This window comes from Candidatus Paceibacterota bacterium, from assembly GCA_035530615.1.
Classification (GTDB): domain Bacteria; phylum Actinomycetota; class Actinomycetes; order Nanopelagicales; family Nanopelagicaceae; genus QYPT01.
In genome coordinates, this window is record DATKUL010000002.1 from 601943 (window position 1) to 626743 (window position 24801).

At 51.1% G+C, this 24801-nt stretch carries 19 protein-coding genes; 5 read left to right on the forward strand and 14 right to left on the reverse strand.

The window, feature by feature from the left end:
• The first annotated feature begins 7 nt into the window (after window positions 1-7).
• From tkt to VMW30_06025, 3 genes are read left to right on the forward strand one after another with little or no spacing between them, the layout of a single operon-like run.
• On the forward strand, window positions 8-2062 hold the full coding sequence (tkt, locus tag VMW30_06015) for a transketolase (protein HUW87911.1): 2055 nt from the start codon (window positions 8-10) through the stop codon (window positions 2060-2062).
• Entirely contained in the window at window positions 2059-3156 is a 1098-nt protein-coding gene (gene tal, locus VMW30_06020) for a transaldolase (protein HUW87912.1), read from the forward strand. The genes tkt and tal overlap by 4 nt, the downstream gene beginning before the upstream one ends.
• Entirely contained in the window at window positions 3153-4691 is a 1539-nt protein-coding gene (locus VMW30_06025) for a hypothetical protein (protein ID HUW87913.1), read from the forward strand. Before tal ends, VMW30_06025 begins: the two co-directional genes overlap by 4 nt.
• On the opposite strand, the gene VMW30_06030 is transcribed toward VMW30_06025, so the two are convergent.
• From VMW30_06030 to rpsA, 13 genes are all read right to left on the reverse strand, one after another.
• Complete coding sequence (locus VMW30_06030; protein ID HUW87914.1) at window positions 4688-5032, reverse strand: RNA polymerase-binding protein RbpA; 345 nt, start codon at window positions 5030-5032, stop codon at window positions 4688-4690. The two genes, VMW30_06025 and VMW30_06030, sit on opposite strands and share 4 nt — an antisense overlap.
• A 62-nt stretch (window positions 5033-5094) precedes the next feature.
• Window positions 5095-5322, reverse strand: coding sequence for a preprotein translocase subunit SecG (secG, locus tag VMW30_06035; protein ID HUW87915.1), 228 nt, complete (start codon window positions 5320-5322; stop codon window positions 5095-5097).
• A 59-nt stretch (window positions 5323-5381) separates the two neighbouring features.
• Entirely contained in the window at window positions 5382-6155 is a 774-nt protein-coding gene (tpiA, locus tag VMW30_06040; protein ID HUW87916.1) for a triose-phosphate isomerase, read from the reverse strand.
• A gap of 36 nt (window positions 6156-6191) precedes the next feature.
• Window positions 6192-7376 (reverse strand): phosphoglycerate kinase, encoded by a 1185-nt coding sequence (locus VMW30_06045; protein ID HUW87917.1) that lies wholly within the window; start codon window positions 7374-7376, stop codon window positions 6192-6194.
• Complete coding sequence (gene gap / locus VMW30_06050) at window positions 7376-8374, reverse strand: type I glyceraldehyde-3-phosphate dehydrogenase (protein HUW87918.1); 999 nt, start codon at window positions 8372-8374, stop codon at window positions 7376-7378. Before gap ends, VMW30_06045 begins: the two co-directional genes overlap by 1 nt.
• Window positions 8375-8597: 223 nt before the next feature.
• Window positions 8598-9575, reverse strand: a complete 978-nt coding sequence (whiA, locus tag VMW30_06055; protein HUW87919.1) for a DNA-binding protein WhiA — start codon at window positions 9573-9575, stop codon at window positions 8598-8600.
• Between the two features lie 4 nt (window positions 9576-9579).
• Window positions 9580-10527 carry a uridine diphosphate-N-acetylglucosamine-binding protein YvcK gene (gene yvcK / locus VMW30_06060; GenBank protein ID HUW87920.1) on the reverse strand — a complete coding sequence of 316 codons (948 nt, stop codon included), beginning with the start codon at window positions 10525-10527 and terminating at the stop codon, window positions 9580-9582.
• The gene (rapZ, locus tag VMW30_06065; GenBank protein ID HUW87921.1) at window positions 10527-11399 is read right to left on the reverse strand and encodes an RNase adapter RapZ; all 873 of its coding nucleotides are present in this window, start codon (window positions 11397-11399) and stop codon (window positions 10527-10529) included. Before rapZ ends, yvcK begins: the two co-directional genes overlap by 1 nt.
• 24 nt (window positions 11400-11423) lie before the next feature.
• Complete coding sequence (gene uvrC / locus VMW30_06070; GenBank protein HUW87922.1) at window positions 11424-13361, reverse strand: excinuclease ABC subunit UvrC; 1938 nt, start codon at window positions 13359-13361, stop codon at window positions 11424-11426.
• Window positions 13358-16219, reverse strand: coding sequence for an excinuclease ABC subunit UvrA (gene uvrA, locus VMW30_06075; GenBank protein ID HUW87923.1), 2862 nt, complete (start codon window positions 16217-16219; stop codon window positions 13358-13360). The genes uvrC and uvrA overlap by 4 nt, the downstream gene beginning before the upstream one ends.
• Window positions 16220-16223: 4 nt before the next feature.
• Window positions 16224-18308, reverse strand: a complete 2085-nt coding sequence (gene uvrB, locus VMW30_06080; protein HUW87924.1) for an excinuclease ABC subunit UvrB — start codon at window positions 18306-18308, stop codon at window positions 16224-16226.
• A 19-nt stretch (window positions 18309-18327) separates the two neighbouring features.
• A complete protein-coding gene (coaE, locus tag VMW30_06085; GenBank protein ID HUW87925.1) occupies window positions 18328-18930 on the reverse strand; it encodes a dephospho-CoA kinase in 603 nt (200 codons plus the stop codon).
• A gap of 90 nt (window positions 18931-19020) precedes the next feature.
• Window positions 19021-20391, reverse strand: coding sequence for a 30S ribosomal protein S1 (gene rpsA, locus VMW30_06090; protein HUW87926.1), 1371 nt, complete (start codon window positions 20389-20391; stop codon window positions 19021-19023).
• A gap of 121 nt (window positions 20392-20512) precedes the next feature.
• Between rpsA and VMW30_06095 the strand changes: the two genes are divergently transcribed.
• Window positions 20513-21739, forward strand: a complete 1227-nt coding sequence (locus tag VMW30_06095) for an MFS transporter (GenBank protein ID HUW87927.1) — start codon at window positions 20513-20515, stop codon at window positions 21737-21739.
• Here the strand turns inward: VMW30_06095 and polA are convergent, their stop codons facing one another.
• The gene (polA, locus tag VMW30_06100) at window positions 21740-24331 is read right to left on the reverse strand and encodes a DNA polymerase I (protein ID HUW87928.1); all 2592 of its coding nucleotides are present in this window, start codon (window positions 24329-24331) and stop codon (window positions 21740-21742) included. It lies immediately after the preceding gene.
• A gap of 34 nt (window positions 24332-24365) precedes the next feature.
• Here polA and VMW30_06105 point away from each other — a divergent pair, with 34 nt between their 5' ends.
• Window positions 24366-24785 carry a hotdog fold thioesterase gene (locus VMW30_06105; GenBank protein ID HUW87929.1) on the forward strand — a complete coding sequence of 140 codons (420 nt, stop codon included), beginning with the start codon at window positions 24366-24368 and terminating at the stop codon, window positions 24783-24785.
• The last annotated feature ends 16 nt before the right edge of the window (window positions 24786-24801 follow it).

The following is a 24801-nucleotide window of genomic DNA, read 5'->3' on the forward strand; positions in this document are numbered from 1 at the left end:
GGAATACATGAATACCCAGAACGCAGAGTGGACCAATCTCGATGACGATGCGGTGGCCCACGCTCGTGCGCTCGCAATGGATGCCGTGCAGAAGGTAGGCAACGGTCATCCCGGAACAGCCATGGCACTTGCCCCGGTTGCGTACCTACTCTTCCAAAAGCATCTCGTTCACGATCCGGCAGATCCACAATGGCTTGGCCGTGATCGCTTCATCCTTTCGTGTGGGCATTCATCTCTCACGCTCTACACCCAGTTATTCTTCAGCGGGTACGGCCTCGAACTGGACGACCTCAAAGCATTTCGAACCTGGGGATCGCTTACTCCGGGACATCCTGAATACGGTCACACGGCAGGAGTTGAAACAACAACCGGCCCGCTTGGACAAGGCGTGGCCAATGGTGTGGGCATGGCAATGGCTGCTCGTTACGAACGAGGGTTGTTGGATCCGGACACTCCCGCCGGGCAAAGTATTTTCGACCACAAGATCTGGGTTATTTGTTCTGACGGCGACATGCAAGAAGGAGTGAGTGCGGAAGCGTCTTCACTAGCCGGAACCCAAGGACTCGGTTCTCTCAATGTCATCTATGACGACAATAGAATTTCAATTGAGGGCGACACCCATCTGGCATTTACGGAGGATGTATCAGCGCGATACCGGGCGTATGGATGGCACGTCATTGACGTTGACGCAGCAAGTGATGGAAATATTGACCGAGCTGGGATCAATGCTGCGATTCTTTCCGCAAACGCGGAGATAACAAAACCAACTTTTATCCGTATGAAGTCAGTGATCGCTTGGCCCGCTCCCAAAGCACAAGGCACAGCGAAATCCCACGGATCGGCGCTGGGTGAAAGTGAAATTGCAGAAACCAAAAAGAAACTTGGACTTAACCCCGAAGAATTTTTTGCGATGCCGTCGGAGTTACTAGCTCACGTGCGTGAAGTGAAAACGCGCGGCGCCGCACTTCATTCGCAATGGAACGAGAAGTTCTCCAACTGGGAAAAGAATAATTCTGACCGTGCCCAGATGCTGACTCGCCTGCGTACTCGCGCCCTGCCTACCAACTGGGAGAGTGTCATTCCAGAGTTTGCTTCCGATAAGGAAGTCTCTACTCGCAAAGCATCAGGTGACGTCATTCAAGAAATTGCCAAGGTGCTCCCCGAATTCTGGGGTGGCTCTGCGGATCTTGCTGATAGCAATAACACCACCATTGAAGGTGGTGGCTCTTTCCTCCCAGCCGATAGTGCGATGCAGGGAGCCGACCCGTACGGACGTATCATCCACTTTGGAATCCGTGAACATGCAATGGGTTCAATCCTTAATGGAATAACCCTGCATGGTCTCACTCGTGCTTTTGGTGGAACCTTCCTCGTTTTTAGCGATTACATGCGCCCGGCCGCACGACTCGCCTCGCTCATGAACTTGGGCGTTACTTTTGTCTGGTCGCACGACTCCATAGGGCTGGGCGAAGATGGCCCCACGCATCAGCCGGTCGAACATATAGCAGCTCTGCGCGCCATCCCTGGTCTTTCGGTTATCAGACCTGCAGATGCCAACGAAGTCGCAGAGGCCTGGAAGAACATAATTTCGCGCGATGAGCCATCAGCACTTCTCCTTTCGCGTCAGAATCTTCCGGTCTTCGATCGCACGGTTTTTGCACCTGCATCCGGAGTTGCTCAAGGTCTTTATATTTTGAAAGAAGCCACCTCGACTCCCCAAGCAATTCTCATCGCGACGGGTTCTGAAGTTTCCCTCGCTGTGGCGGCCCAAACAATCCTCGAATCCCGCGGTATTCCAACCCGAGTAGTAAGCGCTCCATGCTTTGAATGGTTTGCCCTACAGCCGAAGAGTTATAGGGAATTAGTTCTGCCTCCAGATATTCGCATTCGAGTGAGTATCGAGGCCGGAATCTCTCAGGGCTGGCGCGAATACGTTGGTGATGCAGGCTCCTCAGTGTCACTTGAACACTTTGGCGCTTCCGCTGCTGCGCCGGTACTTTTCGAGGAGTTCGGTTTCACCCCAGAGCATGTCGTTGAAGAAGTAGTAAAGAAGCTCTCATGATCATTGATCAGATCTCTCAAGCAGGAACCTCTATCTGGCTGGATGATCTATCCCGTGCAAAGTTGACCGGGAAGGATCGCCACAGTCTTCCCCACCGAATTGAGAATGATGGAATTGTTGGGGTAACCACTAATCCAAGTATTTTCAATTCGGCAATTTCGCAGGGGACTGAGTATGCCGACGCAATTGCGGCCCTTAAAGGAAAATCAGTAGATGACGTCGTGCGAATACTCACAACCGATGATGTCCGCGATGCTTGCGATCTATTCTCTCCAACTTTCAAGAAAAGTGGAGGTGTCGACGGTCGCGTGAGTATCGAGGTCGATCCGCGATTGGCACGAGATGCGAAAACCACCGTCGAACAGGGAAAGGAACTCTGGGCGATTGTAGATCGGCCCAATGTTTTAATAAAAGTTCCGGCAACAGTTGAGGGGCTCGGCGCAATTACCGAACTCACCGCCGCAGGTATAAGTGTCAACGTCACGCTCATATTCTCTATCGAGAGATATCTCCAATCTTTCGAAGCATTCATGCAAGGACTTGAAGAGCGCTTACGTGCTGGCAAGGAAATCTCCGGGATTACTTCAGTGGCATCAGTCTTTGTCAGTCGAATCGATGCATCCGTGGACTCCTTACTCAAGGCTGGACGCTCCCCCGCTCATTCGGCTCTTCTGGGTCGTGCTGCCATCGCTAATGCGGCACTCGCATACGAGGGTTTTGGGAATCTGCGCAATTCAGATCGGTGGAGAAATCTTGAGGGGCACGGAGCACGGATTCAAAGGCCACTGTGGGCATCGACTGGCGTGAAAGATCTTGCATATGATGACACTCGATATGTCATGAACCTCGTTGGCCCCGACACCGTCAACACCATGCCGCAGGCTACCCTTGACGCAGTCTTGGATCACGGCGTGCTATCTGATTCCACTGTTGTAGATATCTACCAAGAATCACATGACGTCTTTGAGAGTCTAGAAAAACTGGGGATCTCAATAGCGCAAGTAACGACCGACCTTGAAATTGATGGCGTTTCGAAGTTCGCAGCCGCATGGATAGAACTCCTTTCAAATGTTGAAAAATCACGCAACGCATGATTTCCATCCACGGACCCCTTACCTCGAAGATCGACCCATTAGATCCTCGATTCACCAAGATTGTTGAGGCAAGTGCACGCCTAGCCAAGAAGGACGTGACCCTTTGGGGTCCGGATGCACAGGCAGAGGCAAAAGTCAGACTCAATTGGGTGGACCTGCCCAGTACTTCGCGGGCACTTCTACCTGAATTAGATGCACTGGCGGCAAGATTTAAAAACTTCGAGCGGGTAATTCTCTGCGGTATGGGAGGTTCGTCCCTGGCGCCCGAAGTCATTGCGGCAACCTTTAAGAAATCACTTACGGTCATTGACAGCACTGACCCTAATTACATTTCCCGGGCGCTCAAAGGCGACCTGGCAAAATCTGTCTTTGTAGTCAGTTCAAAATCCGGCTCAACAATTGAAACGGCCTCGCAGCGCGCGTTTATTGAATCAAGACTCAGAGACTCTGGCCTCAATCCCACAGATCACATGGTCATCGTGACGGATCCGGGATCACCTCTCGATAAAGATGCGCGTTCCAGGAATTTCGCGGTTGTGAATGCCGATCCGAATGTCGGTGGCAGGTTTAGCGCGCTTTCCGCTTTTGGTTTAGTGCCAGCGGCACTCCTTGGAATAGATGTCTCCACTCTGCTGGACAGTGCTGATGATGCACTCGTACATCTCCAAGGTCCGCAATCCCCTGCCGTCGCCCTGGCATATCTCATCGCATACGAGTGTGGTCAGTACTTCGCCTTGAGCGATTACCAATCTGGTATGCCGGGACTCTCGGATTGGATCGAACAACTCATTGCCGAATCGACAGGTAAGAATGAGACTGGTCGACTTCCTATCGTTATTGAAAATCCTAATTCTCCAATTGGATCTAAACAACTGACGATTGCCTTTGCCGGCAAAGGCGACATTATTGTGGAAGCGGATCTCGGTGCGCAGTTCATTTTCTGGGAATGGGTCACAGCACTTATTGGTTTCGCCCTAGAGATCGACCCTTTTAACCAACCGAATGTGACTGAAGCGAAAGAGCGAACGTCTGCACTTCTGAAAACGTGGTCAGGTGGTTTGCCTCTTTTCACTCCTTTGCACACGGAAGACTTCGTTGAAATCTTCTCCAACGCAACAAACGTTCAAGCGGCGCTGACTCAACTAGTCGATCTCGTTCCATCTGATGGATACATATCGATCATGGCTTATTTAGATCGCTTTGCTGACGTGGAGTTAGGAGAACTTCGAAGTATTTTGGCGCAGAAGAGTTCCCGACCAGTTACCTTCGGCTGGGGTCCTAGATTTCTGCACTCCACCGGTCAGTTCCATAAAGGTGGTCAACAAAATGGAGTATTTCTTCAGATCACTGGGGCTATCGAAAATGACATCATGATCCCTGGAAGGGATTTTACTTTTGCAACCCTCATTACCGCCCAAGCACTGGGCGACGGTGAAGCACTTTCATCGCGACAGTTGCCAGTGGTGCGGTTGCACTTAAAAAATAGAGCTCAAGGCATTGCGCACATTCTCTCCGCTGCGCGAGCAATTATTTAGTCGTCGTCTCCGCGTAATTTCTTAAGCGCATCCTCGAGAATCTTCGAACCTTCCGCGTCGCTACGTCGCTCTTTCACGTATGCCAAGTGGGTCTTGTAAGGCTCATTTTTGACAGGGCTAGGTGGGTTTGTCTTGTCCCGACCGGCCGGGTAACCACAGCGCGGACAGTCCCACTCATCAGGAATAACGACAGTGTCGTCCTCGGCAAATGAGGGACGGGTCTCGTGCCCATTTGAGCACCAGTAAGAAATCTGGAAACGACCAATAGATTCACCGCGTTCGGCTTCGCCCATTGGACCAGCACCGACACGACTGCCTCGAATTGCACTTCCGCCTGCCATATTTACTCCCTGTTAGATCAAGCCCTGCAATAAACCTGCTTAGTAGACGCGGCCAAGTTTCTCTACTTGAGCGCCAAACTCAGTGCCACCACTCCCGCAAACCAGAGTCCACCGACAACGATGGTAATTCGGTCCAGGTTCTTCTCTACAACAGAGGATCCACCATAGTTAGAGGAGACGCCGCCTCCGAAGAGATCAGAAAGCCCGCTGCCTTTGCCCTTATGGAGCAGCACCAGGAGAATCATCAGAACGCTCGTGAGCACGAGCAAGATAGAGAGAGCGAGCTTCATTGATACCCCTTACAGGTTCTACTGGCACCATCAGGTGGCAGAGGATAAGGATACTGTAATTACGATTGCTTATAGAACTTCACTATTTTGGCCAATTCCTCAGGATCCAGACTGGCTCCCCCGATCAGGGCTCCGTCGACATCGGATTCACCCATTATCTGAGCGATATTTGAGGATTTGACCGAGCCCCCGTAGAGGATGCGCATAGCCTGCGCAATTTCCGGGGCGCCAATCTCTTCGATTTCATGGCGAATCGCACTACATACCTCTTGTGCGTCTTGCGCAGTTGCCGTCTTTCCGGTGCCGATAGCCCAGATGGGTTCGTAGGCAATCACAATCTTCTTCAATTCTGGCTTGCTCAACTGCGCCAGTCCGGCTCGCAACTGACGAATAACAAAAGAGACATGAGTGCCCGCTTCGCGAACCGAAAGATCTTCGCCCACACAGAAGATAGGAGTGAGCTCATTGGCAAGGGCTGCTTTGACCTTTCGATTGACAAGAGCATCGTCTTCGCGGTGTATCGCGCGTCGTTCACTGTGACCGACGACTACGAAGGTGCATCCCAACTTCGAGAGCATGGATCCAGAAATGTCGCCAGTGAATGCTCCTGACAATTCTGGTGAAAGATCCTGCGCGCCGTAAAGCAGACGGAGTCGATCTCCATCCACCAGAGTCTGTACCGATCGGATATCCGTGAAGGGAGGAAGGACTGCAACATCGACCGCGTCGTAATCCTTGTCATCAAGGCTATAAACGAGTTTCTGAGTAACCGCAATCGCCTCAAGGTGATTGAGATTCATTTTCCAGTTACCTGCCATAAGTGGCTTGCGCATGAGTTCTCCTTGGTTGCCGTGCACGTATGAAAAGGTCTATAGACCGAGAGCTTGGAGCCCTGGAAGTTCTTTTCCTTCTAGATATTCCAGTGATGCGCCACCACCAGTGGAGATATACCCAAAATCAGAATCCGAGAATCCCAAAGCACGCACAGCCGCAGCCGAATCTCCTCCACCCACTACAGAAATCCCCGAAACTTTGGTGAGAGCCTCTGCAACAACTTTTGTCCCAGCCGCAAATGCCGGAAATTCGAAAACGCCCATGGGGCCATTCCAGAAAACAGTTTTACAGCGCTTTATTGCCGCCGCAAATGCTTGTGCAGTCTCTGGTCCTATATCAAGGCCCATCTGATCTTTCGGCATGCTTGCCGCGCCAACCAGAGTGGCCGGTGCATCTGCAGAGAACGCGGGCGCAACAACTATATCTGTGGGAAGAAGAAGTTGAACACCGTGCTTTGCGGCGCGCGCGATCAATTCTTTGACAGTAGGGATTAAATCGGTTTCGACCAGGGATGTCCCGATCTCTTTGCCTTGGGCCGCGAGAAAGGTAAAGAGCATTCCACCGCCAATGGCGAGAACGTCGACTTTCTCTATGAGGTTTGAGATCACGCCGATCTTGTCAGAAACTTTTGCGCCTCCAAGCACGACGCCGTATGGACGAAGCGGGTCATGGGTGAGCTTTTTTAATACCTCGACTTCGGCAGCAACTAAGTATCCCGCCGCGTGCGGAAGAAGTTGTGGCAAGTCAAAGACCGATGCATGTTTGCGATGCACAGCGCCAAAGCCATCACCTACATATCCATCGACCAGGGATGCGAGCGAGCGCGCGAACTCGACGCGTACTTTGTCATCTTTGCTAGTTTCGGCAGCATCAAAGCGAAGATTTTCCAACAGGAGAATCTCACCCGGCTTTAGATTTTTAGCAGCTTCGGTAACTGAACTTCCAGTCACCGCCCCTGAAAATTGAATATCTCTGCCCAGGAGTTCGCCCAATCGCTTAGCGACGGGGGCGAGAGAGAGTTCGGGCTTTACTTCTCCTTTTGGACGGCCCAGATGCGCCCCAATGACGATCGCTGCTCCACCATCTAGCAGGTATCTGATGGTGGGCAACGACGCGCGAATTCGACCATCATCTGTGATGGCTTCATCCTTCAGAGGAACATTGAGATCGCATCGAAGAAAGATCCGCTTTCCAGCGATTTCCAAGGATGCCAGTGACATTAGAGAGTGCGACCTACCATGGTGATCAGGTCAACGAGGCGGTTTGAGTAACCCCACTCATTGTCATACCAACCAACGACCTTCGCGGTTGTTCCGACAACTTTAGTGAGCCCAGAGTCAAATATGCATGAGGAGGGGTCGGTCACGATATCTGAAGAAACGATTGGATCGACGGTGTAGGAAAGGTAACCCTTCAATGAACCAACGGATGCAGCCTTCATCGCGGCATTGATCTCGGCGGCGGAAACTTCCTTGGCCAACTCAACCGTGAGATCGGTGACCGAGCCGGTTGGGACTGGAACCCGCAGGGCATAACCGTCCAACTTTCCCTTCAACTCCGGCAGAACCAGGCTGATCGCCTTGGCTGCACCGGTTGAGGTTGGGATGATATTTGTGGCTGCGGCGCGTGCGCGGCGCAGGTCCTTATGTGGGAAATCCAGGATTACTTGGTCATTTGTGTAGGCGTGGATTGTGGTCATAAGTCCACGGACAATTCCGAACTGATCATTGAGAACCTTCGCCATTGGAGCCAGGCAGTTGGTGGTACATGAGGCATTTGAAATTATGTGGTGCTTTGCTGGGTCGTACTTATCGTCATTGACGCCCATCACGATGGTGATGTCTTCATCACTTGCGGGTGCAGAGATGATTACCTTCTTTGCACCGGCGGCGATGTGCTTACCTGCATCAGCAGCCTTGGTGAAATGTCCGGTAGATTCAAGGACAACCTGCGCTCCCACCTCAGCCCACGGGAGGGCGGCAGGGTCGCGCTGCGCAAAAACCTGGATGGTCTTGCCGTCCACGGTGATGGTGTCTTCCGTATAGGTGACCTCACGACCAAGCCGGCCCAGAATTGAGTCGTACTTGAGGAGGTGGGCCAGAGTCGCATTATCAGTCAGATCGTTGATGCCCACAATCTCAATATTCGGATTATCAAGAGCGGCGCGGAAGAAGTTACGGCCAATTCGTCCAAATCCATTAATTCCAACAGCAGTCACAGTAAAACCTCGCTTAGTTATCGGTCCTTCTAGATCTCTTAAAATCTCTTAAGAGACTTAGAAGGACCATGAAAGGGTGGGCGGCAGAAAAACCACAGCGCCGGGGTATCTCCGTAACCTTATCATCGGCGTCGGGCGCAGAGACGATCTCTGAGCGTGACTCGTACGACTCTCGCCCTTAAAGGCGCGAAAACAGGAAGGGAGGAAAAGCGGAGAAATAGCGTTAATTGAGAAGATCCGGCGAAAGGCCAGCTTCAGTGTCGGCTATTCCCAGTTCGCCGGCCCGCTTATCCGCCATCGCCAGCAGACGGCGAATTCTCCCGGCGATTGCATCTTTTGTCATGGGCGGGTTGGCAAGGGAGCCCAGTTCTTCCAGGCTCGCCTGCCCATGGGTAATTCGCAGCTCACCAGCCTCTTTAAGGTGATCAGGAATTTGTGGGCCCAGAATCTCCATCGCCCGCTGGACTCGAGCAGATGCCGCAACCGCGGCTCGTGCGGATCGACGCAAATTGGCATCGTCAAAATTGGCTAAACGATTGGCCGTTGCCCGAACTTCACGACGCATCCGGCGCTCTTCCCAGGCAAGAACACTTTCGTGAGCGCCCAGGCGAGTCAGCAGAACACCAATGGCATCTCCATCACGGATCACCACCCGATCAACTCCGCGCACTTCACGTGCCTTAGCTGCAATTCCAAGTCGGCGAGCCGATCCAACCAGGGCCAGGGCCGCTTCAGGTCCGGGGCAAGTGATTTCCAAGGATGAGGACCTTCCGGGTTCGGTGAGAGAACCGTGGGCGATAAAGGCACCGCGCCAAGCCGCTTCAGCATCGCAAATTGCGGCCGAGACTACCTGCGGAGGCAGGCCTCTCACAGGACGACCGTTGGCATCGACCAATCCAGTCTGACGGGCAAGCGCCTCACCATCTTTGATGACTCGGACAACATATCGATTGCCTTTTCGAAGACCACTTGATGAAAGAACTGCTAGATCGCTTTCATGCCCGTAAACATCGGCAATATCTTTGCGAAGTCGGCGTGCGCTTTGCGCCGCATCAAGTTCTACTTCTATGACTATTTTGCCGGCTACAAGATGCAAACCTCCAGCAAAACGAAGGAGTGCAGATACTTCTGCTTTACGGCAACAAGGCTTGGTGACGGAGAGACGAGACAATTCATCTTTAACTGCAGAGGTCATCGCCATGTGCTTATCCAACCAGGCTATTCATCATGATGTGACCAAAATGAAGAGCCAATTTATCTACATCGTGATGCACGCTGCCTCGGCCCTGCCGAAGGTCGGCTACCAGGAGTTTCCCACCCATATTCTCTACTTGTCTCACCAGGGAAGACTCGTTTTTTACTAGAGAGTTATCGGCAAGAACGAAGTCCGTTCTCAGATCGGGTGCATATTCAGAAATGAGGCCGAGGTGTTCTTCCGGAGAATATCCCGCAAATTCTTTGCCCGACAATTCAGGAGTGGCGTCTAAATTAAGGACGATGATTTTTTTTGCACGGCTATCACTGAGTGCTTTCCTCTGCATGGGGACAAGAAGGTGAGGAAGTACCGACGAAAACCACGAGCCCGGTCCCATGGTTATCCAATCCGCTTCTGCAATCGCAGCAAGTGCTTCACTGCGCGCTGGAGGATCATGCGGAATAATTCTCAAAGACTCAAGCTTTCCTTGCGCCGTCGCCACCTCGGCCTGTCCGCGGATCACTTCACTCCCCTGCGACGTTGTGAAGGTGCCCTCGATATCTAATGGTTGCGATGCCATCGGAAGAACCCGACCGATGACTTTGAGCAAAGATCCAACCCGATCTAATCCAACGACTGGATCAGCATCTCGATCCCACAGCGCGGCGAGTAACAAATTGCCGACCGCATGACCATTCAATGGTCCATCCCCCGTAAAACGATGCTGCATGATTCTGGCCCACTCGCGCCCCCACTCATCATCAGCGCAGAGCGCAGCGAGTGCCATCCGTAGATCCCCTGGCGGAAGAATGGGATATTCCTGTCTCAATCTTCCGCTGGAACCACCGTTATCTGCGACGGTGACAATCGCAGTTATCTCAGGTGTGACTTTTCGCAGAGATGTGAGGACTGCCGCCAATCCATGTCCTCCTCCAAGGGCTACAACCTTCTGATGCACTACTCGCGTCCCACGTCTCGGTGTAGTGCATGAGCCTCTATATCTACCGGACCCTTAACTTGATTCAGGCGAGAAGCAATCGCTTCAGAAATGGCAACACTTCGATGTTTCCCGCCGGTGCACCCCACTGCAAGAGTGACGTACTTCTTGCCTTCTCGTAAATATCCTTCAACCATTTGATGTAAAAGAGATACATAATTGTCAATAAATTCGTTAACACCAGGTGATGAGAGGACGTTCTTGCTTACGGGTTCGCTTAACCCGTTGAGAGCGCGAAGCTCGGGTATCCAATGTGGATTGGGAATGAATCGGCAATCAAGAACAAGGTCTGCATCGACCGGAATCCCATACTTGTAGCCGAATGAAAGGACGTTGAAACGAACTCCGTGATTATGACCGGACGAGAAGATCTCTCCTACTCGCTTATCAAGCTCGTGTACGTTGAGATTGCTCGTATCAATGACGACATCTGCTCTCGAACGTAAGTCTTCAAGACGCACCCGTTCGCGTGCGATTCCATCCACAATTCGGTCGGCATCTTGCAGTGGGTGAGGACGTCGAGTCGACTCGAAACGTTGGACAAGAGCTTGATCTGTAGCATCAAGAAAAAGTAGGCGAAATGGCACTCCATCCGCCTTAAGGGTCAACAAAGAATTGTTTAAATCATCAAAAAAACGACCGCTTCTTACATCTACAACGACCGCCATCATCGAAATTTGTGCCCCATCTGTTTGCGCAACCAACGCCGGCAAAAGGGCTGCTGGGACGTTGTCGACCACATACCAACCCAGATCCTCCAAGGAGTGAGCGACCGTCGAGCGCCCGGCACCCGACATGCCGGTGAGTATTAATATTTCTCGAGGTTGATTCATAACTTCTTCATCCTCCTGCATGTGTCAAGAACCTGCAAGAATTTCACCCGTTTGGGCGTCAAAACTACGTTCGACTCCCTTTTGGAGATGTGCGTAAATGAGGTGGGCAATTGTCGGTCCGATTCCGGGGACTTGGGCGATTTCCACCGCTGACGCCTTTCGGATGGCAGCCACGGAGCCAAAATTCTGCAAAAGTGCAGCGCGGCGTACTTGGCCCAGGCTGGGAATTTCGTCCAATAATGACTCCAGCATCGCAGCCGATCGCCTTGAACGGTGAAAGGTAATTGCGAACCTATGGGCTTCGTCTCGAACTCTTTGCAGAAGGTAGAGACCTTCACTTGTTCTGGGAAGAATCATTGGATCTTTCGACCCCGGTAACCAGACTTCTTCCATTCTCTTGGCCAAGCCACAGAGCGGAATGTCGGCAAGACCAGCTTCATCTAGCGCACGCAAGGCCGCCTGCACTTGTGGCGCGCCTCCATCTACCACGATGAGAGAGGGTGGGTAGGCGAATTTGCCCTGCTTACCACCACTTTCCCGTACTTCGTTGAGGTCCACGCTGCGTTCATCAAGAAGCCGCTTTACTCGCCGTGCGATAACTTGGTGAATTGCTCGCGTATCATCCCATGCCGTGTCGGTGTCGATAATGAAACGTCTGTATTCACTTTTCTTAGGCAGGCCGTCTTCAAAAACCACCATAGAAGCCACAACGGTGGTTCCGGAAATATTGGAAATATCAAAACATTCAATACGCAAAGGCGGTCGATCCAAATCAAGAGCTTCTTGAATTTCAACCAGGGCTTTACCGCTAATGGCGCTGTCGGTGGACCGCTTGTTAACAAATTGGATAAGGGCATACCGAGCATTTCTTTCGACGGTGTTCATAATTTCGACCTTTTCACCTCTGTGAGGCACTTTGATTTCAACCTTGGAACCACGCAATCCAGTGAGCCATTCCTGCAAAGTGGCAGCATCTGCCGGCATCTCATTAATCAATATCTGGGGCGGGACATCTCCTCCGACGATTGATGGTTGACTCTCGCCATAAATCGAAGCGAAGAGTGCCGAGATATCATCTTCATCCTCAAGGGATTGCTTCTGATCCAGGAGCCAAGACCTTGACCCTTTAATGGTGCCTCCACGAATCATGAATAGCGATCCGGCTGCATGCACTCCTTCCCGATGAATAGCAATAACGTCAGCAAAGAGATTTTCTGGTAAGGCGGCATCGGCAGATTCAAGAACATGTTCCATTGATGTGATCTGGTCTCGAATTTTGGCCGCGCGCTCATACTCTTGATTATGCGCCGCAGTATCCATCTCTTTGCGAAGAGTCGGGAGCATTTCACCCTGGCCAGCATCCATAAAAGCAACCAGGCGATTGGCCAACTCTTTGTGCTCTGCGGGCGATATCCACCCTACGCATGGTGCAGAACACTTTCCAATATCACCCAGGAGACACTGCCGCTGATTCTTATGGGCTTTCTGGAAAATCCCATCCGTGCACGAGCGCACCGGAAATACTTTCAGTACGACATCAAAAGTATTTCGCAGTGCCCAGGCTTGAGTAAAGGGTCCGAAATACTTGATTCCCGGACGCTTCTGTTTTCGAGTTATGAATACTCGCGGAAAATCATCTCCCACAGAGAGCGCCAAATACGGGTAGGACTTATCGTCGCGAAATTGAACATTGTAAATCGGGTTGTACTGCTTAATCCACGAGAATTCCAACTGCAGCGCTTCAACCTCGGAATCCACGATGGTCCAGTCGACGCGAACCGCTTCATGAACCATCCGGTAGGTACGCTCTGGAAGATTATTTTGAAAGTAATTACTCAGACGTGACTTTAAACTAAGTGCCTTGCCCACATAGATCACTCGATCGTGGTCGTCGAAAAATCGATACACGCCCGGAAGTACAGGAACGTCCTTCGGACGATACGACTCGGGATTAGCCATCATCGTCTGGCAGAAATGCTCGCTCGGTTACTTTCCAAAATTTCCGCTAAGTAAGCCCCGGTGTAGCTCTTTTTGTTGAGAGCAACGTCCTCTGGCGATCCTTCGGCCACGATAGTGCCGCCGCGGAATCCTCCTTCTGGACCCATGTCTATCACCCAGTCGGCGGATTTAATGACATCCAAATTATGTTCGATGACGACCACCGTGTTGCCGGTGTCAACGAGACGATTGAGAACTCCGAGGAGTTTGTTGACGTCCTCAAAGTGAAGTCCCGTGGTTGGTTCATCAAGGACATAAATGGTGCGGCCCGTAGAACGCCTCTGCAATTCTGTCGCCAATTTTACGCGCTGCGCCTCTCCGCCGGAGAGTGTTGGCGCAGATTGACCGAGGCGGACATAGCCTAAACCAACATCGCAGAGCGTTTTTAGATATCGGGCGATGGTTGGAACAGCTTCGAAGAAATCTCTCGCCTCTTCAATTGGCATTCCGAGCACTTCGGCAATGGTTCTGCCTTTATAGTGGACTTCGAGGGTCTCGCGGTTGTAGCGCGCGCCATGGCAGACCTCACAGGGAACATAAACATCGGGTAGAAAGTTCATTTCGATTGTGATCGTGCCATCACCCGCGCAATTCTCACAACGACCACCCTTCACGTTGAAGGAGAAGCGACCTTGGAGATAGCCACGAACTTTTGCCTCTGATGTCTCAGCAAATAATGCGCGTACTTTGTCGAATACGCCCGTGTAGGTAGCAGGATTTGAACGTGGCGTACGACCGATCGGTGATTGGTCAACATGAACAACCTTGTCCAGCAAATCCACGCCCGTGACACTCCGATGGCGACCAGGCACCAGACGCGCACCGTTGAGTTTGTTGGCAAGCGTCATATAAACAATGTCATTTATCAGAGTGGATTTGCCGGAACCGCTTACCCCGGTGACTGCAACAAAGGCGCCTAACGGAATCGAGACGTCGATATCTTTTAAGTTATTCTCGCGAGCGCCTTTGACCACCAGTTTTCGTTTCGGATCGATGGGTCTACGAACTGCCGGGATCTCAATTGCACGCTTTCCTGAAAGATAAGCCCCAGTAATCGACTCTTCAGAATCAATAAGCGCTTGATAATCACCAGAAACAACAACTCTTCCCCCGTGTTCGCCAGCCCCTGGGCCAATATCTACAATCCAGTCAGCTGCACGAATTGTCTCTTCATCGTGTTCAACCACAATGAGGGTATTTCCTAAATCACGCAACCGCGTAAGAGTCTCAATAAGTCTGCGATTATCCCTCTGATGCAGCCCGATACTCGGCTCATCCAATACATAAAGAACTCCCACCAATCCAGAACCGATCTGCGTTGCCAACCGGATGCGCTGTGCTTCACCACCAGAAAGTGTGGCGGCGGGTCTATCCAAAGAGAGGTAGTCCAAGCCAACATTGAGCAAGAACCCGAGACGAGCATGTACTTCCTTCATCACTCTTTCGGCGATCTGACTCTCTCGCGCATTCAGTTCGATATCTCTAAGGAATTCGGCGCACTCTCCGATGGAAAGTTCGCAGATCTGGGCAATATTTTTCCCGCCGACAAGTACTGCCAACACCTCAGGCTTGAGTCGCGCACCCTTACAAACGGGGCAGGGAATTTGGCGCATGTAGGCCTCATATTTATCTCTGCTGTAATCACTATCTGTTTCGCTGTGCCTACGGTGAATAAATGGAATGACACCTTCGAAACCCGTTGAATAGTTTCGTACTCTTCCATAGCGGTTTTTATACTTTACGTGGACTTCATATTCGAAGCCATGCAGGATCGCTTCCTTCGCCTTGACAGATAACTTCTTCCACGGGTTATCAAGGGAGAACTTCACTTCTGCCGAAAGCGCCTCAAGAAGTCGCAAGAAATACTCTGAAGTCTGTCCCGTCGACCACGGAGCAATCGCGCCTTCGTGTATGGAGATCGAATCATCGGGGATGATTAGGTCGAAATCAACCTCAAGCTTCGTGCCGATTCCCGTACAGGCCGGACATGCTCCGAATGGGGAGTTGAAAGAGAAAGAACGCGGTTCGAGTTCTTCAAAGGAGAGTTCGCAGTCATGGCATGCTAAGTGCTCGCTGAATGTCCGCTCCTTTTCAGAGCCTTTAACATCGACGAAATCGAGAAGAACAATGCCATTTGCCAATCTCAAAGCCGTCTCTATGGAATCCGTCAATCGATTCTTTGACTCTGCTTTGGCAGTCAGACGGTCAATGACAACCTCGATGGTGTGCTTCTCTTGCTTCTTGAGTTTGGGTGGCGCAGCAAGTTGAATGACTTCGCCATCAACACGGGCTCTCGAATAACCCTGACTCACCAACTCCTGAAATAGATCAACAAATTCTCCCTTGCGCGCACGGATCATGGGAGCGAGTACTTGGAATTTGGTGGTTGTGGGCATTGTCAAAATTTGATCAACGATCTGTTGCGGGCTCTGACGGCTTACCGGCTGGCCACAATTGGGACAGTGGGGCCTTCCGGCACGCGCAAAGAGAAGACGGAGGTAATCGTAAACCTCGGTAATTGTCCCAACCGTCGAGCGAGGGTTCCTGTTAGTCGATTTTTGGTCGATGGAAACCGCTGGCGAGAGCCCCTCAATGAAATCCACATCTGGCTTATCCATCTGACCCAAGAACTGCCGGGCGTAAGCGGAGAGGGATTCAACATACCTGCGCTGGCCTTCGGCAAAAATTGTGTCGAAGGCAAGACTCGACTTGCCAGATCCGGAAAGTCCGGTGAAAACGACCAGAGAATTGCGTGGTAATTCAATTGAAATATTTTTGAGGTTGTGCTCTCGCGCGCCGCGGACAATGAGGTGCTCTGCCATCTGCCTAAACCCCCGCCGTTTCCATGTCGCGAAGTTCTCGCTTGAGGTCCTTAATTTCATCGCGGAGTCTGGCCGCCAATTCAAAATGCAGGTCCGCCGCCGCGCCTCTCATCTGCTCCGTCAGCGACTCTATCAAGGCCAATAACTCCTGTCTTGGCAGGGAGCCCAGACTCTTTGTATACAATCCAATAGCTGGTACAGGTGAGCGCGCTACTTTTTTGCCAGCACTGGAAAGTAATTGCTCGGTATCCGCGCTCTCTTTGTTGATTAGATCAGTTATATCGGCTATTTTCTTCCGCAGGGGTTGTGGGTCGACCCCCCGTTCTAGGTTGTACGCCACTTGCTTTGCGCGCCGACGGTTGGTTTCATCGATAGCTTTAGCCATAGATTTCGTAATGTTGTCTGCGTACATATGCACTTCACCTGAGACATTTCGTGCCGCACGCCCAATGGTTTGAATGAGTGAAGTCGCCGACCGCAAGAATCCTTCTTTGTCCGCATCTAAAATTGAAACCAGGGAAACTTCGGGCAAGTCCAGACCTTCACGAAGCAGGTTGATACCAATAAGTACGTCGTACTCCCCCGAACGCAGTTCACGCAGAAGTTCTACCCGTCTTAAAGTGTCCACTTCGGAGTGAAGGTATCGAACTCGGACGCCGCGTTCTTGCAGATAATCGGTAAGGTCTTCAGACATCTTCTTCGTGAGAGTGGTAACTAGCACACGTTCATTCTTCGCCGCACGAATTTCAATTTCATTGAGGAGATCATCAATCTGTCCCTTGATCGGTTTTACAACAATCTTTGGATCCACCAGACCCGTCGGGCGAATAACTTGCTCAACAACGTCCCCATCTACTTTGCCAAGTTCGTATGGTCCTGGAGTTGCCGATAAATAAACTTTCTGACCAACCCGCTCTAGGAACTCGTCCCAACGAAGCGGTCTGTTATCCATTGCGCTAGGAAGTCGAAACCCATGTTCTACTAACGTTCGCTTTCGGGATGCATCACCCTCGAACATGGCCCCAATTTGCGGGACCGTCACGTGGGACTCGTCAATGACGAGAAGGAAATCATCCGGAAAATAATCGAGCAGGCAGTTCGGTCCCGACCCGGCAGCTCGTCCGTCAATGTGGCGGGAGTAATTCTCAATACCAGAACAGAAACCCAGATTCTGCATCATTTCGATATCAAAGGAGGTGCGCATCCGCAGACGTTGGGCTTCAAGTAATTTCCCCTGCCGCTCGAAATTCTCCAGTTGGTCCTCAAGTTCTTCTTCAATCTCCGCAATAGCCCGTTTCATCGTCTCAGGACCGGCTGCATAGTGGGTCGCGGGGAAGATGTACATCTCTTCTTCGTCCCTAACGATTTCGCCGGTCAGCGGATGCAGAGTCGTGATCCGCTCGATTTCATCCCCGAACATCTCTATTCGAAGAGCGAGCTCCTCATACATCGGGATAATTTCGACAGTATCACCACGAACTCGGAAGGTTCCGCGCTCGAAAGCAACGTCGTTTCGCTTGTATTGAATATCCACAAATTTGCGGAGTAGAACATTTCGGTCGATCTGATCCCCCACCTTTAAAGTGACCATACGGTCCACATACTCCTGCGGAGTCCCAAGGCCGTAAATACACGAGACGGTGGCGACAACGATGACATCGCGACGAGTGAGGAGGGAATTAGTTGCGGAGTGGCGCAATCTTTCTACCTCGTCATTGACGCTTGAGTCCTTCTCAATAAAAGTATCCGTCTGCGGGACATATGCCTCGGGTTGGTAATAGTCATAGTAGGAAACGAAGTATTCGACTGCATTATTGGGCATCAATTCCTTGAACTCATTTGCCAGTTGAGCAGCAAGAGTTTTGTTTGGGGCGATCACCAATGTCGGGCGTTGCAATTTCTCAATCAGCCAGGCGGTCGTTGCAGACTTTCCTGTGCCGGTGGCTCCGAGAAGTACCACATCCTGGTCACCACGCTCGATACGACGAACTATTTCCGCGATCGCCTCCGGTTGATCCCCAGCTGGAACATAATCACTTTCTACACGGAATGGTTCAACGCGCCGCTGAATCTCTGATTTTGGACGCACCAGTCAACTCTAGTCTTGGTCAGCTTTTCTCGCGCTGCCATTTTGGAAGAACATCTTCCCAGAGATGCTCAACCTCCCGCAGGAGGAAATCTTCCGTAGAATTGTTGAGAATGACATAGTTTGCCACCGCCGTACGAGCCTGCGAGCTTGCTTGCGCTTGCATCCGTGCGTCAATCTCTGATGCCAGCATTCCTCGTTTCCGCAGCCGCTCTCTTCGCGATTCAATGTCGGATTCAACGGTTATTACAAAATCAAATATTCCAGCTGCACCCGTCTCTACTAAGAGAGGGATTTCATAGATCAGTATCTCGTCCCCTTTCAGTTTGTTAACGCTCTCTTCGAGTGCATGTCGTACTCGAGGATGGATGATCCCCTCAAGCTTGCGCTTTGCATTCTCGTCTGCAAAGACAATCTCGGCGAGAGCGCGACGATCCAAATCGCCATTTCGCAAGACTGAATCTCCAAAAGTGGAAACGACCTCATCAAATCCATCAGTACCGCGTTCGACGACATCGCGCGCTAACTGATCGGCATCAATCACACGTGCCCCTAGGTCAGCGAAATAGCCGGCAACGTGGGATTTGCCAGAGCCGATTCCACCTGTCAATCCAACGACTAGCACAGAGTGACCTTAGCCTTTCTTTTACAAGGAATAAAGAAACCGACTCCGAAAAGTATCGGAGTCGGTTTCACTACTAGTGGTACGCGGAACTTACTCAGCAGACTCCACTGGGGTTTCTACTGGAACCTCGTCAGTTGCGGCGGCAGCATCGGCTGCTTGGGCCATTTCCTTCTGCTTCTTATGCGCAATAAAGCGAGCTTGGGCTTCAGCGTACTGACGCTCCCACTCTTCACGTTGGGTTTCATATCCTGGTTTCCACTCTTGCGAATCAGCGTCGAAACCTTCCGGGTAAATGAAGTTTCCTTCTGCGTCATAACGAGCAGCCATGCCGTATTGAGTTGGATCGAATGCTTCAATCTCAACTTCATGTCCTTCATTGGCCTGCTTAAGAGAGAGTGAGATACGTCGTCTTTCAAGATCGATATCAATGATCTTTACGAAAAGCTCGTCATCGACCTGAACGACCTGTTCTGGAATCTCGACGTGACGCTCCGCCAATTCGGAGATATGGACCAAACCTTCAATTCCTTCGTGGACGCGGATGAACGCACCGAATGGAACCAGTTTTGTCACAACACCAGGAACAACCTGGTTGATTGTGTGGGTACGGGCAAAGGCCTGCCAAGGATCCTCTTGTGTTGCCTTGAGTGAAAGTGAAACACGCTCGCGCTCGAAGTCAACTTCAAGAACTTCAACCGTCACTTCATCGCCCACTTCAACAACTTCACCAGGATGGTCAATGTGCTTCCAGGAAAGTTCGGAAACGTGTACCAAGCCATCCACTCCACCAAGATCAACGAAAGCACCGAAGTTAACGATGGATGAAACAACACCCGTGCGAACTTGGCCCTTTTGAAGTTGATTGAGGAAAGTTGTACGTGATTCAGATTGTGTCTGCTCGAGGTAGGCACGGCGTGAAAGAACTACGTTGTTTCGGTTCTTATCAAGTTCGATGATGCGAGCTTCAACCTGCTTGCCAATGTATGGAGTGAGGTCACGGACACGGCGCATTTCAACGAGAGATGCAGGCAAGAATCCGCGAAGTCCGATGTCAACAATAAGACCGCCCTTAACAACTTCAATGACGGTTCCGACAACGACTTCGTCGCGTTCCTTCTTGCCTTCGATATCGCCCCAGGCGCGTTCGTACTGTGCACGCTTCTTGGAGAGAATGAGACGGCCTTCTTTATCTTCCTTTTGAAGAACGAGTGCCTCAATTTTTTCGCCGACCTTAACGATTTCACTTGGATCTACATCGTGACGAATGGAAAGCTCACGGGAAGGAATAACTCCTTCGGTCTTGTATCCAATATCTACGAGGACTTCGTCGCGATCGACCTGGACGACGATGCCTTCTACGAGATCTCCATCATTGAAGTTTCGGATGGTTCCTTCGATGGCGGCCATAAAGTCCGCTGCTGTTCCAATATCATTTAATGCAATTACTGGTGAAGTACTCAAGTTGCTCCGTAGGGATAGAAAATAGTAGGGATAGGGCGGCTAAGGGTACGGTTTGGGCATGATTGGGGTCAATTTCGCTACCCCTCAAGCCTGAATCTCTCCCCACTAGACTTTCTCTCCTATGAATCGGTATCAGGAACTCCTAGGCGTACCACAGGTCAAAATTCTGGTTATGAGTGCATTACCCGCGCGGATCGCATATGGGATGGTCTCGCTTTCCATTTTTTTTAAGGCAAACCTTGAGACCAACTCCATCCCTCTGGCCGGACTGGCCATCGGGCTCAACTCCCTGGCTGGGGCAGTTACCGCTGGGGTGCGGGGCTCGGTCATGGACACATACGGACAGAAATGGCCACTTCGGATCCAAGTGCCGGCCTATTCGGCGATGCTCATCTTGCTCAATCTCATGCATGGTCGGCAGTCCATCCTCCTCATCGCATTTCTTCTCGGAATGACTGCGCCGCCGATCAACCTCTCCGTCCGGCCTCTATGGAGGTCGATCATCGATGATCGTCTCCTGCGAACTGCATATGCCCTCGATACCTCATTTATCAATGCAGCTGGTGTACTTGGACCAATCTTCGCAACGATGCTCTCACTCTCTTCCCACCCTGGAGCCGCACTCTTAGTCTGTTCTGCACTGATGCTCATTGGCGGAGGCTCTCTCGCACTCACGACAGTGTCGAAAAGTTGGATACCAGAGGTGAAAGAGGAAGGAAGTCGACCACTCTGGCGCAATCCCGCCATGCAACTTTTGATGTTGGAAGGATGCTTTATTGGTTTCGGCTGGGGTGCTTTTAATGTTGGGGTGCCGGCATTTTCAACTTTAGAACATGTCCCTCATCGAACTGCATGGATTCTTGGAACGATGGGCGTCTTCAATATTATCGGTGGACTACTTGGCGGATTGGTTTCAAAGAAATCATCATCCTTGAATTCACTGCTAAAGGCTTATGCGTTCTGGTTTGTATTCTCTCTTCCCCTGGCTTTCACGTACCCGGGATGGTCGCTTGCAATTACGGGTGCCTTTCTTGGCCTCTGCGGCGGCGCCATCCAAGTGTTCTATTGGGAAGTCATGGAGGCGGTTCGCCCGCTCGGTAGTGCGACATCTGCCATGGGATGGCTCTGGACGGTTGAAGGATCGCTCATGGCTTTCGGATCTGCAGTTGGAGGCTGGATCGCTAAAGAAATATCTCCACGAATGTGTTTCGGAATTACCACAGTTTCAGTCGGATTCGGATTGTTAATTCTGACAATCGGACGGAAACGATTGAGTGCAGCAAATCGGATTCCTACCGAAGACGAAGATCTTCAAGCAATGGAAGACAACGCTTCGCCGGCACAATAACTAATGAGCAGCCTGGTTCCAACTCTTACCCAGTCCAATACTTACTTCGAGCGGTGCTTTTAGCGGGTACGCAGCGCCCATTTCCTTGCGAACGAGTTCGCTCAAAGTTTCTGTCTCGCCAGCAACGACTTCGAAAATGAGTTCGTCGTGAACTTGCAGGAGTAAACGAGATTTCAACTTCTTCGCCGTGATCGCACTTTCAACATTAAGCATTGCCTGCTTGATTATGTCTGCAGCAGATCCCTGTATCGGGGCGTTGAGAGCCATCCGTTCGGCAACTTCACGCCTCTGTCGATTCTCATTCGTAAGATCTGGAAGATAGCGACGCCGGCCCAAGATCGTTTCGGTATATCCGACTTTGCGAGCTTCATCGACGACGGTCTTTAGGTAGTCACGAATGCCACCGAAGCGCTCAAAATACTTATCCATCAACCCTTGGGCTTCAGGTGGTGATATGCCGAGTTGTGCCGAGAGACCAAAAGAGGAAAGTCCATAGGCCAGACCATAAGACATTGCCTTGATCTGGCGACGCATTTCAGGAGTAGTTTCTGAAGGCGCGGTGCCAAAAACTTCACTTGCAACACTCGAGTGCAAATCCTCTCCGGATTCAAAGGCCGCGAGCAGATGCTCGTCATTTGAGAGATGAGCCATGATCCGCATTTCAATTTGGCTGTAATCAGCCGTCAGAAAAGTTTCATAACCATCCGCGGCAATAAAACAGTCACGGATTTTGCGACCTTCTTCGGTACGAACCGGAATATTTTGAAGATTTGGCCCGGTCGAGGAGAGTCGTCCGGTAGCGGCGACAGTCTGTTGGAAATGTGTGTGGATTCTTCCATCCGCCGATATTTCAGCGAGCAGTCCCTCAATAGTTGTTCGCAACTTATTTGTCTCTCTGATTCGAAGAAGTTGTGTCAGCACGGGATGGTTAGTGGTTTGGGAAAGCCATTCAAGAGATTCGGCATCGGTTGTATAGCCAGTTTTGATTTTCTTGGTCTTTGGTAATTTCAATTCGTCGAATAGAACTACCTGAAGTTGCTTAGGCGATGCAATATTGAATTCATGACCCACAACTTTAAAAGCCGCGGCAGTCTCCCGCTCGACCTCTCCAGCAAAGAAGAGTTGGAGTGATTCAAGTTTTTTACGATCGACGGCTATACCGATTCTCTCCATTTTGGCGAGAAGTTTTGCAATGGGTAATTCGAGATCTGTAAATAGCCCCAGAACACCGCGCTGGGACATCTCGGTCGTAAGTGATTTTTTCAATCCGAAGAGAGCGCGTGCTCCCTTGAGAAAACCCTCTTCTGACGTGGTCTCGTCCAGAGACTCGCCATCACCCCAACGTTGCACCAGATCCGGGAGTTCTTGCGCCCGACTTCCAGGATTCACCAGGTAGGCAGCAAGGGAGGTGTCGAATTCAATTCCCTCAATCGGAACGATTCGGGCAAAAGCCTTGGCATCATGGAGAATCTTGGGGATCTTTGGATTTGAAATCCAATTTCCCAACTTCGAGGAGTGAACCAGAAAAGACTCAGTTGGTGAAAGAGCGACTGCATATCGGTGCAACTTTTCTTCTCTTATTTCATAAGTTATTCCCAGCGATCCACTGTGGCCATCAATTCTTCTACTGGCTTCATCAGGAGAAATGACATCGAGATGCTCATCAAATCCAAGCATCATGAGTGGCTCGATCGTTTCCTTCACCGGTGTCTCACGCTTGGGGAGCAGACTCTTCATGCGCTCTTTCAGGGTGCGGAATTCAAGTTCATCAAAGAGGGCGGATAGTTTGCTTTCATCCAACCCTCTCCACGCGAGATCCTCGATTTCAACTCCAAGGGGGACGTCGTGGACTAACTGCGTGAGCTCTCTATTTCGCAGCGCGACATCAATATTACTCCGTAGCGAATCACCCACCTTGCCGGTGATTTTCTCTACATTAGCAATGAGATTGGAAAGTGTTCCGTATTCGACGACCCACCTTGCAGCGGTCTTCTCACCAACTCCAGGAATCGAAGGAAGATTATCGCTCGGATCACCACGAAGGGCAGCAAACTCAGGATAACTCTGCGGCTCCATACCGTATTTCTCAAAGACTGCCTCTGGAGTCATTCGGGCGAGATCGCTGACGCCCTTCTTTGGGTATAGAACGGTGATCTTCTCGGTAACTAGTTGAAAGGTATCTCTGTCCCCCGAACAAAGAAGGACGTCCATCCCTTCTCGCTCCGCGTGAGTGGCCAACGTGGCGAGAATGTCATCGGCTTCAAACCCTTCCTGTTCAAACTGTGCCAGGCCAAATGCGCTTACCAATTCATGTAAGTAAGACATTTGTGACCGAAATTCATCTGGCGTGGCGGCACGGTTGGCTTTGTACTCCGGAAAAATCTGCGCCCTAAAGGTTTTTCTGGAAACATCAAAAGCAACGGCAATATGTGTCGGCTTTTCCTCCTTCAAAAGGGAGATCAGCATCGTGGCAAATCCATATATGGCATTGGTGTGCTGCCCATTTGCCGTGGTGAAATTCTCGGCGGGTAAAGCAAAAAATGCTCTATATGCCATGGAATGTCCGTCAATAAGCAATAACCGCGAACTCATGTTGGGCATCCTACGGCAGTTATACTCTGTGGTTATGAGCGATGAATCAAAAATTGATTACTTGGAGCAACTGCAGATTCGCGGTACGGGAGCGCTAGATAAGAAGATGGGCATTGTGATCCTTGAAGCCTCTCCCCAGCGATTGGTAGCGACCATGCCGGTGGAGGGAAATACCCAAGCGGTCGGACTGCTTCACGGTGGGGCAAGTGTTGTCTTGGCTGAGAGTTTGGGATCCATCGGAACTGCGCTTCACGCCGGGCTTGACCGACGGATCGTTGGAGTAGACATCAACGCGACTCATCACCGTTCTGCCACTTCCGGAATTGTGAAGGGAGTTGCGACCGCGATCTCATTGGGTAAAACCATGTGCAGTTACGAGATCATCATTACCAATGAAGAGGGCCAGCGCATATGCACAGCTCGCATTACTTGCTTGATCTTGGCTCAACGTTAGACAGAGTTGTAATGCG